A 13,897-nucleotide genomic window follows, 5' to 3' on the forward strand; every position below is an offset into this window, starting at 1 on the left:
ATGAACGGGCGACTCATATGCAAAGGATGCGGGCAGCCGGTGCAGGCTCGTGTGCTCTGGGCACTTGGTGCGCCCTGGCATCCAGAACACTTTCTCTGTGCCGCGTGTGGTCGCCCGATTACTGAGGCTTCTTTTAATGAGTATCAGGATGCTCCCTATCATACAGAATGCTATATGCAGACGGTGCTACCGCGCTGTGCATACTGTGGCAAGCCGCTGGTCGGGGAATATGTAGTTGATCCGCGTGGGCGGAAGCTCTGTAGAGAAGATGCGGAACAATGTACTCCCTGTCAGTTCTGTGGTAGCCTGATCTCTCCTGAGGAGCAGGAGCGAGGAACTGGCTTGTACCGTTGCTCTGCCTGCCGGGCAACGGCGATCGAGACCGCCGAAGATGCAAAGCCCTTTTACCGGCAAGTGGTTCAGTGGATCGGTCAGGAAGGGCTGCGGTACTACAATTTGCCGCTGAGTCTGGAACTCTGTAGTCGGGAGAAACTGGCTTCCTATATGGCTCACCGGGTAACCGCAAAGGGAGGGCGTGAGGCCGACTCACTGGGAGTGACACGCAGTACCACATATACACAGAATGGACAGGTTATCCGCCGCACGATTGATGGCGTGGCGATACTGGAAGGACTCCCCGCGGCGGTCTTTCAAGGGGTAGTTGCGCATGAACTCGGTCATGTCTGGTTGGCTGTACACGCGATCGCGACGCCTTCACCCCGGGAAGAAGAGGGATTTTGTGAATTGCTGGCCTATCGCTTGTATCATCATCAGGCTACGGCTGAGGCTCGTCTACAGATAGTGCGCATGGAGCGGAATCCCGACCCTATCTATGGTGAAGGGTTTCGTCAGGTTCGGGCGTTGAGTGAGCGCCTGGGGTTCCAGCAGTTGCTTACAGCATTGCTGCAAGCACGGCGCTGGCCCGGGGGGCATCCATAGCAAGCGAGTTGGCCTGCTATGGATATGCGCTTTTATTATGCCACGTCGTCGCGGCGGGTGGTGGTGAGATATGGCATAGAGGCGATGCCCAGATGTTGGGCCGGAGCCTCAGGGCTTTGCAACGCGACGGTTGCGGGCAACTTGGCCTGAAGAGCCGGGATGGGGTCCGCCTTACAAACATTGGCGGGTTGGTTATCGGTCAGGGTACAGATAGCGGCGGTCAGATAGTTGGCTGAACCGATAATGCCCTTCGCCACGTCTGAATGAGGGTCAGAAAGATGTTGTGCAATTTCTTTCTGGTTCAGTGTGCCAAGCACCGTTGAGCTATAATTTGAGCCGGACAGAAAGTAGCGGTTGCCAATGCTGGTCAAAGGATAGCCGGGCGCATCAACATATGGTGGCGCATTATAGGTATCCAGCAGTTTCTGCTGTTCCGGTGTTGCCTTTTCCAGCGGGGGCCGGGAGATGGCGTTATTTCCCACTTCCTCAAGCGAGACAAAGTCAATGTACTGGCTGCTGTACTTATGCTGATAGAATGACAGGGTTGCGTACTTGCCTTCATCCGAGACGATGTCATGGAGCTGGGTAAAGGTGCCAAACCGGCTTAAAGCAACCACTGTTGCCCAGCGTTGGGCGGCACAGATCGGGCAAAATTCGGCACTGTAGAAAAAGAACTCTGGCTTGCCGTTCGGGCCTTTGAGCAAGGGGGGATTATCTCGCGGCGTGAAGAATCCCATTGAGACCCCACCATCGCCAATCTCCTTAAACATCTCCGGGCTGACATGTGAGATCTTGTCAAGCACTTCTGGCTCTGTTGGCGTGCTGGCGCTTCCGCTTGCATTGCGGGAGATGGCAACAAAAATACCGACGACAGCGACAACAACAACTAGAATGCCTATAATTGTGATCAATGCCCAGGGAGGCCGTTTCTGCGCACGACGGCGGTTCTTTCCCTGCTGGACCGGGCGTCTGGGTTGTTGTTGCACTGGTCCTTTGGTGGGTTGATTCGCTTTCTTTGTTTTTGCCATATGCTTTTTGCCTTTCGTTGGTCGGTCAATCTGTAGCACCTATCATAGCATGCTGTCAGGTGAATCGAAAAGAGTATATAAGAGAATGGAAGAAACGGCAAGGAAGACAGTGCGTATTTGAAGCAATACCCCGTTCTTGAAGAAATTGAACCGCTTATTGCAAGACAGGCCCCCAGGATGTGACCCGTTCCGGTATCAGCATAATCACCGGCTGCTCTTCCAGTGCCATTGTGCGGTACTGAATGTAGCGCATGCGCAGCAGACGAAGCGCGTGGGGATGTACCTCTTCATTGGGTGTTATCAGTTGGGCTTGACCCCGGATCATCAGATACCCGAGATGGGCCCAGTTTTCCTCATAGTGGTCAAGCAGAAAGGCTACGGTCGGGTGCGCCAGAATATTGCGAACGCGCTGCAAGTGGATAGGTGAGACCCGTTTCGGTTTCTCATCCAGTGGAGTATAAATATAGTGCCCATCAAATGCATAACAGACAGGAACAAGATGCGGGTTCCCTTCCGGGGTGACGGTTGCCAGACGGGCCACGCGCTGTTTATAAAGAAAGCGGAGCTCCGCTTCTCTGAACTGGACTTTCTGGTTCATGTGTCTCTCACTTCTCGCTGAAAAACAGGATAGGAGCGTCTGCAAAAGCGCTCTTTTTTAGTATAGCGTACAGAATTATAGTGAGAGAAGCAGGGGCGCACAAGGGCAAAAAAAGATCCGGCCTTTCCCTGAAAAGCCGGATCGTCGCACGCTATGGCTTTAGAGGAGTCCCTTGCTCTGAAGGAACTCGCGAGCTACTGTGCGGATAGCCTGACTCTTTGACATGCCTTCTTTCGACTTGGCATCAACCTTTGTTTGCAGGTCAATGCTGGCTTCGGTGGTGAGGTGCTGAGCCATCGGGTTCAGGATCGAGGGGATATCAGAGTACTTTTTCAGGATATCCTCGCGAACGACCGGACCCGGATTAAAGGCCGGGAAGCCATTCTTGTCGTCTTTCAGGAAGATCATGCCACTCTTCTGCACGGTCGCATCGGTACCATAGCAGACCGTTACCTGAGACTTGTTGCTCTCAACAGACTGGAAACCGATCGCGTAGTCAACCGTCTTCAGCTCTTTAAAGTCTTTGGTGGACAGCGTCTTATAGGTTTTTGCCAGACTATCAATAAACTCGATGCTATCCGATGGCGCGGTCAGAATCAGATCCTTTGTTTTTCCGGCCAGATCCGAAAGTGTACTGATGCCGAGTTTCGCAGCGGTGTCTTTCCCCATGCAGAGTGCATAGCCATCGTTCAGCGGTGCAGCCTCAAGCCAATCGAGCTTGTACTGATCCTTGAAGCCCTTCTTTACTGTCTCATAATCCTTTTTGGGATCATAGCTGGATGGAATATTGAGTTTGTTCAATCCAGTGGCGGTAAATTCCGGGTAGATATCGATCTTGTTGCTGGTGATCGCCTCGAAGATGATCGCGCTGTTGCCTAGAGCCGGTTTCTCTTCAACCGTATAGCCTGCCTTTTGCAAGAGCTGCGTATACATTGAGGCCATCAATTGTGCCTCAACATCGAGCTTACTGGCAACGATCAACTTGCCTTTATTTCCCTCCCCTCCGCTATTCCCGTTGGCGCCACAGGCGGCAAGAATGAGCAGCGGAACCAGAAGAAATACCATCCCTGCTTTGACTTTCAGAGAACGGATTGAAAACATGTAAAACTCCTTTTTACTCTTCTGTCGTATGGGCATCAGAGAGCCTGCTGTTATTGTTCCTGAATGACGCTTTCTACCGTCCGGGAAGTGCGCAGACCGGCAGGTGTCAATGCTGTTTGCAGCCAGCCCATCAGGACCTCGATGAGCAGTGCCAGAATTGCTACAGGAATAGCCCCGGCAAGGATCTCTGTATTATTTAATTTATACAGTCCATCGACAATATAGATACCATAGCCATCGGCACCAATAAAGGCGGCCAGTGTTGCGGTCGCAACAATTTGAATGGCTGCGGTGCGGACGCCCGCAGCAAGAACTGGCATGACCAGCGGCGCTTGAATACGACTGATGATCTGCAAAGTTGTCATGCCCATTCCCTTTGCAGCGTCAATAATAGCGGGATCAATGCCTCTGAGTCCTGTATAGGTGTTCAAGAGAACGGGGGGGATGCCCAGAATAATCAGGGCAATCGCGGCGGGCAAAAAGCCCAGACCCAGATAGGGAAGAACCGCGATCAGGAAGGCAATCACCGGGATGGCACGCATCAGGCCGCTGAGGTTAATGGCGATAAAGCCGAGAAATGCATTTCGCGAAACGGCTATTCCGAGCACAACGCCCAGGGCAACCGAGATCAAGATAGAGAAGCCGCAGAGTTGCAAGTATGCTATCGTCTGGTGCCAGAAACGATTCTCCGGTGCCAGAATAAACTGAAGAATATCCATCGTTTCCCTCCTTTTTCTAGGCTACCGAGAAGCCACCGCGCCCTCGATTCAATAGCGCTTGAATGCCCAGTAGAATCAGATCGGAAACGATTGCGAACAGGCTGAGAAGGATCGCCCCTGCAATAACCGCTTCAGTATCGTGACTGGTAATGTTTTTAAAGATCAGATCGCCAAGCCCGCCTTCTCCCACCAGAGAGGCCAGGGCCGCAATTCCGATAGTGGTCACAGTCGCAACACGCACGCCCGCGATAATGATCGGAAGCGCAAGCGGCAATGTTACCCGGAAAAGGAGCTGTCCGGCATTCATCCCCATTGCTTTTGCGGTCTCGATCAATAAGGGATCGATACTCGTGATCGCAGCAGCTGTGTTACGGATCAACACTAACTGAGTATAGAGGATCAAGGGAATAATTGCAGTTGCGAAACTTAACCCCGTGATTGTAATCAGAATGCCGAGTAAGGCGATGCCAGGAATAGTATATAACACATCTGCAAGTGTGATGACCGGCAGATAGAGCTTACGCCGACGTGCTACGATGATTCCAACCGGAATTGCTATGCATAATGAGATAAGCATGCTGACACCAACCAGAAAGGCGTGTTGCCAGAGAAGGTTGGGAATGCTGCCGGGGTCGGAGAGATCGTAGTTATATGGGTTGAGTAAGTATTTCATCTGACTCCTTTCACGTTATCCGAGGTAGGGTATAACCGTGAAGGTGGTTCTGCTTGTGCAATAAATCTGGTTACAGCGCATTCTTTTCAGCGAGATCGATGTTCTCTGCATTGTTGCGACGGGCCTGTACAAGCTCCCGATTGATGCTGTCCAATGTAACGGTCCCCAGGTGACTATGATTTTCTTTATCCTGCACCGAGAGCGCTGGCGCATTGCTTTCAAAGAGTTTAAGCATTGCTTCCAGCAGTGGTGTATCGGATGAAATCTTCTTGCCATCAGGGGTATTAGTGGCCTGTTCCGTCAACGCGGCTGAGACAGGAACATACTGCAATTGACGAAGAATGTTATCTGAGCCAACCAGTTGTCTGACAAAATCGTTTGCAGGCCGTGTGAGCAAGTCAACCGGGGTTCCAATCTGGACTAGTTGCCCTTCTGAAAGAACCGCGATCTGATCGCCCAGTTTAAAGGCCTCATCGATATCATGGGAAACGAAGAGAATAGTTTTATGAACATCGCGCTGAATGCGCTTGAGCTCATCCTGCATGCGTGCGCGGGTGATTGCGTCTAATGCGCCGAAAGGCTCATCCATCAGCAGAATGGCAGGATCGTTTGCCAGGGCGCGGGCCATACCCACACGTTGCTGTTGTCCTCCCGAAAGCTGACGTGGGTAGCGCTTGCGATATTCTGCCGGAGGAAGACCGACCAACTCAAGCAGTTCATCGACTCGATTCGCCAGTTGACGCTTATTCCAGCCGCCCGCGATCTCCGCGGTGACCTGAATGTTTTCGGCAACCGTCATATGTGGGAAGAGCCCAACCTGCTGAATGACGTAGCCGATGTGTCGTCGAAGTTGAATCGGGTCCTCGTCTATCACATTTTTCCCGTCGATAAGAATTGCGCCGGAGCTCGGTTCTATTAACCGATTCACCATACGCAATAATGTCGTTTTGCCCGAGCCCGAAGTACCGACAAGCATACAGATGCTGCCCTCTGGAACCTCGAAGGAGATTGAGTCGACAGCAGGGGCACTGGCACCGCGGTATTGCTTCGTAATCTCTCGAAAGGCAATTGTAGCCATTGAACTGTACATCCTCTCAGTTTGGTCGTTACGTAACACTATATGCCGAGATTGGACGAAATAGCAAGCGCCCTTGCTTGCATAGCGCCTTCACACACACAAAACTCTTCTATAGAAGTTATACGTTCTGCACGAAGAAACAGAGACAAAGAAGAGAGGAGCTGCCTTCTCTCCTCGCTCTGTGGTTCCTTATCCAGTAGGTGCACGATCCAGTAAGTGCCTGAGTACACGTTCGGCCTCTCGTACATTAGGGATCCCACTGAAACGGCCCCGAGTCAGGTTGCTATTGCCATTGCTCGCTGTATAGCCATATGGAGTCCTGGCAAAGATCAGGTCACCAGAACCATCCGGTCGTTCAATAAATGTTACCGGACCGATATCACGCCAGCTATATGAGTGCACCGTCAGCGTTCTCCCTCTGTTGATGATAAGCACTCGCTTGCTGGTGATGGCGTAGTGCACCGCCCTGGGAACAACTTTTATGACCGCGCCCAGAATGCCAAAAAGGATGGCTAAAAAGGCGAAGGTGACCCCCAGGGCATAGAAGGGAATAAGGGCTTCCATAGGGAGGGTGATGAGAAGAGCAAATCCCAGGGCCAGCATGAGCAAGGCGACAATCCCGAATGAGCCTGCCATGATCAAAAGGCCGGGTGTATTCGGGGAGTACTGGCTGCTATGCTGTCCGGGGCGTCCAGACCAGAGGACGGATTCTTCCTCATCGAGCAGATCCTGAAGCATAGCATAGGTCTCGTTAGACTCAGCAATCTTTTCCTGGTACTGGCGTTGCATATGCCCTTTGCCTGTTATTCGAGAATCCTTGAACACAATGAAAGAGAAATACGCTTCTGAAAGAAATACGAAGCAAGGAAGGAGAAGTTGCATAAATGATGCAGGGAGAAAAAAAACTGGCGGCCCTTGCGGACCGCCTGGCTGCTACCTGTTTCTACTTTACGATGACCGTGAGATTCATGTTCACATGGATTGGACAGTAGAGCTGGAATGTACCTGCCGTATTGAACGGGCCAATGGTCTGGGTATCATTCGCGCCCACGTTGATATTGATTTTTGGGGCGCCAGCTTCCTGTTTGGGTTTTGCAGTTCCGTTATCCCACGTCCCGTTTGAGATGATATGCGTCACAACCACATCATTCACCAGTTTGATGCTTTCGCCTTTTTTGATGGTGATAGTGGTGGGCGAGAATTGCAGATCGCTCATATGGACGGTATTTGGCTCAGTGGGTTGGTTGGGTTTGCTGCTCGCGCTGGTGTTACTGCCACAGGCAACGATCAGGAGGGAAAGCGCACTCAGGCACAGCAAAACAGCGATGAATTTTTTCTTCATAGTATCGAAATTGATCTCCATATAGTGCTAATCAACAGCAGTGCCTACCTTGCTGTTTTTGTTCAGCGTTAGAGAAGAACTCACGAACCTATTATAGCGTCTATGTCAGAAATTTCCACCCAACATATGAAACGATGGGGCAGTAATGAGCAATACCTTATCGCATCCCCATCATACTCAAAATGGTGTGAGGTGTAGCCTTTTCTGACATCCAAACAGTGTAGCGGAGCGGAAATGGTGGGGCATTTATCAAGGGAGAATGTATCAACTGGGGCCTTGCTGAACCTCCTTATGAGTGGTGGCAGGACGAAGAGCCATGAGAAAAGAAATGACTCTTCGTCTGAGGCTAGAAGACAATCCAACCGCCCATTTTTAGTTCGGTACCATCACTGATATCGGCGAAGTAGTCAAGGTCTGTGCCGTCCAGCCTGCCGAAGTACATCTTATAGTTTGTACTGTTTGGATCATGTTCCTGTATAGCGTAGAATGTCCCATCCCGCGAGAGGTTCGACCAGGTATACTGTGTGAACTCACAGAGGGTCTGGCCTCCTGTCAAATCGGTACTGAGACGCAAGAGATTTGAGCCATCGATATTGACACGCCATACGCCATTCTGATCAGGGGTGGCCGCGTCCTTGACCAGAAGCAGAAGTGTTTGTGCGGTGATGGCGCGTACCATTGTTACTGCTACAGGAACTGACGTTAGCGTGGTTGCAGCGCTCCCATCGAGATTGCGCACGGTGATACGACTTGGTCCGGCCAGCATACCGGAATTAGTATTGCATTCACTGATGAGCAGCCGTTTTGAATCAAAGGTCGGGTCAAAGCTACAGATAGACGATGCAATCCGCTTGAGGCTGCTTTCTTGTTGGTTCTCCCCCTTCCTGACATCAAGCGAGTAGAGATCAAGCGGCGCGCTCCCGCCCTTCGGGACTTTCAAGAGCAGATGGTTGTTATCCTGCCAGGTAGCTGGAATATAGCGTGTACCTGATTGGAGTGTGAGCAGAGTGTGAATACTGCCAGACCCGGGCTCAAGCAGCTTAAGCGTGCTACCTGTCATAAAGGTAATGCGCTGCTGATCGTATGTCCACTGGACGCCAAAAAGGTCTTCAGGGCCAGTAGTGCAATAGAGGGTCTGCTGTATCTGCCCATCGACTCGTAGCAGGCGAAGCTGTTTCTGGTTATCGAGTTTGAGGACAAAGAGGATCCAGAGCCCGTCCTGCGATACCTGTATCTCGTTGATATACGCGCCAGGTGTATTGAAGATGATGTCCGCCTTTACGGTATCATTGGCGTCACGGCGCTTGATGACGGCAGCGCTGGGATTGCCCGGAGTTCCTTCATTCACGGCATAGATCAGCCGCTGGTGTGAACCCACTGAGAGGGGAGGATAGGTCGCCGCGTTCGCCTGTCCTGAGGCCGGGCAGTTCATGGTTCCCCGGACGACTTGTGGAAGCAGGGTCGGCTGACTGGTTGGTGTGCTCTTGCTTGTAGTGGTACTTTGAGCCTGCTTTGTTGACTGGATGGTTTGGGGCGTAGTTGTGAGTGGCTGTCTGGCTTGATAGATCGTAAAGGCACTGGTTGCGATGGTTGCGAGGAGCAGAACAACAGCCACAATGACCAGTATCTTGGCATTGCGTTCCAGTCGTGAGGGCTGTTGTGGCACGATGTTATAGGGAGTACTGGGCCAGGGGCCTGGATTACTGATAGGAGGAGGTGTAACCACCTGGTGCTCGGGACCCGTTTGCTGTGCAAGAACAGTCTGCTCGCTGATCTGTGTCGGTGCTGAAGCAGGCTCTTCCGTTGGTGGTGTCACGATAGCAAGGGTGTTTTCCTCATGTGGTATGGGAAGAGGACCGCCCTTTTCGTGAGGGCGGGGAGGCGATGACTGAGCCAGATTACTGGCGTGTAGCGCCTCAAGCATCTCATTGGGATGCTTGAAACGAGCTTCAGGGTGCTTGGCAAGAGCACGCAGTACGACCGACTCAAGTTCTGGTGGAATAGTAGGTTGCAGGCTCCGAGGAGAAACCGGTTCGGTTTGAAGATGTTGAACCAGCATGCCCATGACATCTTGCGCCTTAAATGGTCGCTCGCCGGTCAGCATCTCATAGAGAATAATACCAACGGCATAGAGATCGGAAGCAGGGCCGGGCTTCCCTTGAATCTGTTCCGGGGCCATATAATCGGGGGTTCCTTTGAGCGCGACCGAATGGGTAACGGTAATATCGGTCGGGAGGGAGATTCCATCCGCTTCGGGCAGCAGCTTGGCAAGCCCGAAGTCCGCTAGCATCAACGTGCCGTCACCTTTAAAAAGAATATTGCCTGGCTTCATGTCGCGATGGATCAGGCCCCGATCATGGGCATATGCAAGGGCATCGAGAACCTGGCTTATCAGTGAAAGCGCGTGTTCGGGGGCCAGCGGGGCATGTTTGTGTAGATAGTCTCGCAGGGAGCCGCCTGCCATATAGGGCATGACCAGATACGCCTGATCATCGTGTTCGCCGTAATCATAGACCGGGAGAATATGTCGGTGGTCAAGTTGAGCGAGAACGCGAGCTTCCCGATTAAAGTGGCTGAGAAATACCTGTTTCTCGCTTCCTTCAGGTTGAAAGACCTTAACAGCGACGGATCGTTGCAGTCGTGTATCTGTTGCCAGATATACATGTGCACTGCCTCCTTTCCCGAGAAGCTGATGCAGGTGATAACGGTCTGATATGGTCATCCCTACCAGGTTCTCATCTTTCATAAGAGGGTCTCCTTTGATGTGTTTGATCAAGAGTGATAATAGCAGACTGAAAAGTATTGGAATATATTGAAACACATTTTACATTTTGAAAGACATTGAGGTATCGAACCTATTGTATCTGCAATATCGAGGATAGTCCAGTCTTACAATGTGAAGTTGCTCATCTTTTGCGCTCTTAATGCTGGCTTGACATTGCCCAATGCATCGTGTATTCTGAGTGTACTTGAAATCAAGCAACAGAAGAGAACACGTCGACCAGGATCAGTAGATTGGAACACCATCAGACAGCGAGCCGGGATAGTGGAAGCCGGTTGAAAGGCTCGGATCGAACCCACCTGGGAGTGTCAGCGAGAAGTTGACCGGAGCCCTTCACCGTTATCTGGAAGGAACGGTTCACTGAGACCGTTATGAGTGGAATGATGTGGTAACTGCATCATTCAAGGAAGGTGGTACCACGGGTAGATCTCGTCCTTTGTTGAGGGCGAGTTTTTTATTTGTGTTTTTATCTGATCTTTGCTCGAAGAAAGAGGGAATTATGGACGAAAAGGAAAAGTATGTAGAAGAGCTGGTAGATCTCGAAGACGATTATTCAAAATGGTACAATCAGGTCGTCCGAAAGGCCGAGCTTGCAGACTATGCGCCTGTTCGTGGCTGTATGATTATTCGTCCCTACGGCTACGCCATCTGGGAAAACATTCAGGGGTTGTTGGACCGGCGCTTCAAAGAGACGGGCGTTGTAAATGCCTACTTCCCGTTGTTTATTCCTCGTAGCTTCCTGGAGAAAGAGGCAGAGCACGTCGAGGGCTTTGCGCCTGAGGTCGCCTGGGTGACGCGTGGCGGTGGTGAGGAGCTGGAAGAGCCGCTTGCTGTGCGCCCGACCAGCGAAACGATTATTGGTCATAGCTATGCGAAGTGGGTGCAGAGCTATCGTGACCTGCCGTTGCTGATTAACCAGTGGAATAACGTGGTGCGTTGGGAAAAACGTACCGCACTCTTCTTGCGCACCTCTGAGTTCCTCTGGCAGGAGGGCCATACCGCTCACCGTACGCTGGAAGAGGCAGAAGAGCGTACACAGATGATGCTGGAAGTCTATCGCTCCTTTGCCGAGGAAGATGCTGCTATTCCGGTGATCGCGGGCCGAAAGAGCGAGAACGAGAAGTTCGCCGGAGCGCTGCGCACCTACTCGATTGAGGCGTTGATGGGCGACGGTAAGGCGCTTCAAGCCGGTACAAGCCATAACCTGGCTCATAACTTCGCAAAAGGCTTTGACATTCAGTTCCTTGACTCAGACGGCCAGCGGAAGTATTGTGCTACGACCAGTTGGGGTATGAGCACGCGTATGATTGGTGCGTTAATTATGGTCCACGGTGACAAATCTGGTCTGATGCTGCCTCCGCGTATTGCTCCCTATCAGGCCGTGATTGTGCCTATCTGGCGGAAGGACAAGGACAAAGAGGTTGTCATGGGTGCCCTCGAGCGCCTTGAGAAGATCCTGAAAGGAAAAGTGCGCTTCAAGACCGATGTCAGCGAGAACACCCCGGGTTGGAAGTTTAACGAGTGGGAGATGCGTGGGGTTCCTGTACGTATCGAGATTGGCCCTCGCGATGTTCAGAATAACAGTGTGGTGCTTGTCCGTCGCGATAATCGTGCCAAAGAGATCGTCTCGATCGATGCACTGGAAACTCGGTTGCCTGAGCTGCTGGAAGAGGTACAACAGGCGATGTATCAGCGTGCGGTTGAGTTCCGAGAGAAAAACACCTACTATACCGAGGACTATGAGGAGTTCAAGCAAATCATCGCCGAGAAGCGTGGCTTTGTCCGGGTGAAGTGGGCCGAGGATAGCGAGGCTGAGAAAGCAATCAAGGAAGAGACAAAGGCAACCTTGCGGGTGATTCCCTTCGATCAGCCTGAGGGAGGCGTCAAGGGCAAATGTATCTACACCGGTAAGCCTGCGACCTGTGAGGCAGTCTTTGCCCGCGCATACTAAAGCGCTTCATAAAGAAAGAATGAGTCATCCCATTACAGGATGACTCATCTTTTTTGTATCTGGCTTTACTTGATTGAGAATGTGACGTTTGTGCCAGAAAGGTTCTTACCAGAGGCAAACACCAGCGTGTAGGTGTCGGAAGGCGGAACCTGGAAGATCAGGGTGCCCTTGACATTGCTCGCGCCTGCGCTGAGGTCGTTCAGGTCATCATCATCTGAGGTATATTCGGGGGCAGCGGTTGTGTCGCCTGATTTCAGGCGGATATAGTCGTAGCCCCAGAAGTCCGAGCTAGAAGGGTTGCTGGCTGTCAATGAGACAATGACAAACACTTTGCCTTTCTTGGCCTGGGCGCCGGGCGCATCGTAGCGCTGGATCGCCGTGTTCAGCGTCCATTTCATCGGACCATAGTTGAAGGCCTTGTTCAGATCGGCCTGCTTGGGGAGATACTCACTGAGATCCGCGTTGCTCTTCAGCGGGAACTCCATCTGTGCCTCTTCCGCAGTCCCGAGACGCAGGACAAGGCTGTTGAGATCGACGGGCTTCTTGGTCTCAAAGTCAACCCAGTTCTCGCGCTGTTCTCCCTCCTTAGGGCCGCTGAATTCGCCCGCGTTCAGTGCTTTGATCGTGGTCTTATCAGGGAGAATCAAGCTGAATGCCGAGCTATAGGAGAAGTAAGCAGATCTCCCTCCCTCCTGCTTCTCTTTCATATGGATGCGGACAAAGTTGCTCTTCTTCTCATAAGAGTACGTCTTGGTATATGTGTCATCTGGAAACTGGTCTGCCTGCTCGATAGAAGTGAAGGTAATCTGATCCGTTGCATAGCTGATCGCCAGATTGGTCAGTGTAACCGATTTTGTGGCAGTATCATTACTGTTGTCACCATTGTTGTTATTGTCCGTTGTTGTCTGTGTTTTGTTATCAGTACTCTTCTTGGAAAAGAGCTGAGTGATGCCGTAGAGAGAGCCGCCACAGACAGCCAGCACAAGCACAACCACGACTGCCCCGATGATCCAGGGAAGCGAGTTTTTCTTCTTGGGCGGGATCGGTGGCATTGAGTACATACCCGGTCCCGGTGGCGGTGGCGGAGCGTAGGGATCATTCGGTGTCGGAGTCCCGCCGGGATAGCCGTTATAGGAAGGTGGAGGCGGGGGGGTATACGCTCCCGATGCATACTGACTATATGGCTGCTGGTGGTTGGCAGGATCCTCGGCAGCCATCGTCGGCGGCAGATTGGGATTGCTATTCCCAACCGGGGGGAGATTCGGGTTACTGCCAGCGGCCATCGTAGGTGGCAGACCCTCATTGCTATTTGCGGCCATCGTTGGGGGGAGGCTGGAATTGCTAGCTGCTACCGTTGGTATAACACCCTCTCCCGTACTTGAGATCTGTTTCCCGCAATTCGGACAAAAGCGTTGGCCGGGGGTAAAAGGTGCATGACATTGCGGACAAGTCGCTTGAGACACTGTGTTTCTCCTCTTAGTACCAATAAAAATAGATCATACCAGGCTGATTATAGCTAGATGATTACTTATTTGTCTAGAAAATGGCCTGTGTAACGTCTTTCTCCGTAAAATCCGCTAAATAGTGGTCTGCTCTATTATCAGACCGATAAAAATGGCTAGAACGAGAGTGCGGCTCTCTCCTATGTGATTGGTTCGGCTACTTCTCTTTATAGCATATTTTAAG

The 13,897-nt window shown here is 51.8% G+C and carries 12 protein-coding genes and 1 other annotated feature; of the genes, 2 read left to right on the top strand and 10 right to left on the bottom strand.

Features of this window, described 5'->3' with window-relative positions; genetic code table 11:
* On the top strand, nucleotides 1–939 hold the full coding sequence (locus EI42_RS07080; protein WP_111320295.1) for a protein DA1: 939 nt from the start codon (nucleotides 1–3) through the stop codon (nucleotides 937–939).
* A 35-nt stretch (nucleotides 940–974) separates the two neighbouring features.
* Here the strand turns inward: EI42_RS07080 and EI42_RS07085 are convergent, their stop codons facing one another.
* The 9 genes from EI42_RS07085 to EI42_RS07130 form a co-directional block, all read right to left on the bottom strand.
* Nucleotides 975–1,967 (bottom strand): DUF929 family protein, encoded by a 993-nt coding sequence (locus EI42_RS07085; protein WP_111320297.1) that lies wholly within the window; start codon nucleotides 1,965–1,967, stop codon nucleotides 975–977.
* Nucleotides 1,968–2,121: 154 nt separating this feature from the next.
* Entirely contained in the window at nucleotides 2,122–2,565 is a 444-nt protein-coding gene (locus EI42_RS07090) for a TIGR03668 family PPOX class F420-dependent oxidoreductase (protein ID WP_111320299.1), read from the bottom strand.
* 159 nt (nucleotides 2,566–2,724) lie between these two features.
* Complete coding sequence (locus EI42_RS07095) at nucleotides 2,725–3,666, bottom strand: glycine betaine ABC transporter substrate-binding protein (RefSeq protein ID WP_111320301.1); 942 nt, start codon at nucleotides 3,664–3,666, stop codon at nucleotides 2,725–2,727.
* 50 nt (nucleotides 3,667–3,716) lie between these two features.
* Nucleotides 3,717–4,385 carry an ABC transporter permease gene (locus EI42_RS07100; protein WP_111320303.1) on the bottom strand — a complete coding sequence of 223 codons (669 nt, stop codon included), beginning with the start codon at nucleotides 4,383–4,385 and terminating at the stop codon, nucleotides 3,717–3,719.
* Nucleotides 4,386–4,401: 16 nt separating this feature from the next.
* On the bottom strand, nucleotides 4,402–5,058 hold the full coding sequence (locus tag EI42_RS07105) for an ABC transporter permease (protein WP_111320305.1): 657 nt from the start codon (nucleotides 5,056–5,058) through the stop codon (nucleotides 4,402–4,404).
* A gap of 70 nt (nucleotides 5,059–5,128) precedes the next feature.
* Entirely contained in the window at nucleotides 5,129–6,136 is a 1,008-nt protein-coding gene (locus tag EI42_RS07110) for an ABC transporter ATP-binding protein (RefSeq protein WP_111320307.1), read from the bottom strand.
* A gap of 189 nt (nucleotides 6,137–6,325) precedes the next feature.
* Entirely contained in the window at nucleotides 6,326–6,925 is a 600-nt protein-coding gene (locus EI42_RS07120; protein WP_111320311.1) for a phage holin family protein, read from the bottom strand.
* A 154-nt stretch (nucleotides 6,926–7,079) separates the two neighbouring features.
* Nucleotides 7,080–7,499: a cupredoxin domain-containing protein gene (locus EI42_RS07125; protein ID WP_249033450.1), complete on the bottom strand. Its 420-nt coding sequence runs from the start codon at nucleotides 7,497–7,499 to the stop codon at nucleotides 7,080–7,082.
* Between the two features lie 325 nt (nucleotides 7,500–7,824).
* On the bottom strand, nucleotides 7,825–10,224 hold the full coding sequence (locus EI42_RS07130) for a serine/threonine protein kinase (protein ID WP_111320314.1): 2,400 nt from the start codon (nucleotides 10,222–10,224) through the stop codon (nucleotides 7,825–7,827).
* Between the two features lie 242 nt (nucleotides 10,225–10,466).
* Nucleotides 10,467–10,700: a binding site (T-box leader), on the top strand.
* Nucleotides 10,701–10,759: 59 nt separating this feature from the next.
* Between EI42_RS07130 and proS the strand changes: the two genes are divergently transcribed.
* The gene (gene proS / locus EI42_RS07135) at nucleotides 10,760–12,211 is read left to right on the top strand and encodes a proline--tRNA ligase (protein ID WP_111320316.1); all 1,452 of its coding nucleotides are present in this window, start codon (nucleotides 10,760–10,762) and stop codon (nucleotides 12,209–12,211) included.
* Nucleotides 12,212–12,276: 65 nt separating this feature from the next.
* On the opposite strand, the gene EI42_RS07140 is transcribed toward proS, so the two are convergent.
* Nucleotides 12,277–13,674: a zinc ribbon domain-containing protein gene (locus EI42_RS07140; RefSeq protein WP_137686200.1), complete on the bottom strand. Its 1,398-nt coding sequence runs from the start codon at nucleotides 13,672–13,674 to the stop codon at nucleotides 12,277–12,279.
* Between the last annotated feature and the right edge of the window lie 223 nt (nucleotides 13,675–13,897).

It is taken from the genome of Thermosporothrix hazakensis (assembly GCF_003253565.1).
GTDB classification, from domain to species: Bacteria; Chloroflexota; Ktedonobacteria; order Ktedonobacterales; family Ktedonobacteraceae; genus Thermosporothrix; species Thermosporothrix hazakensis.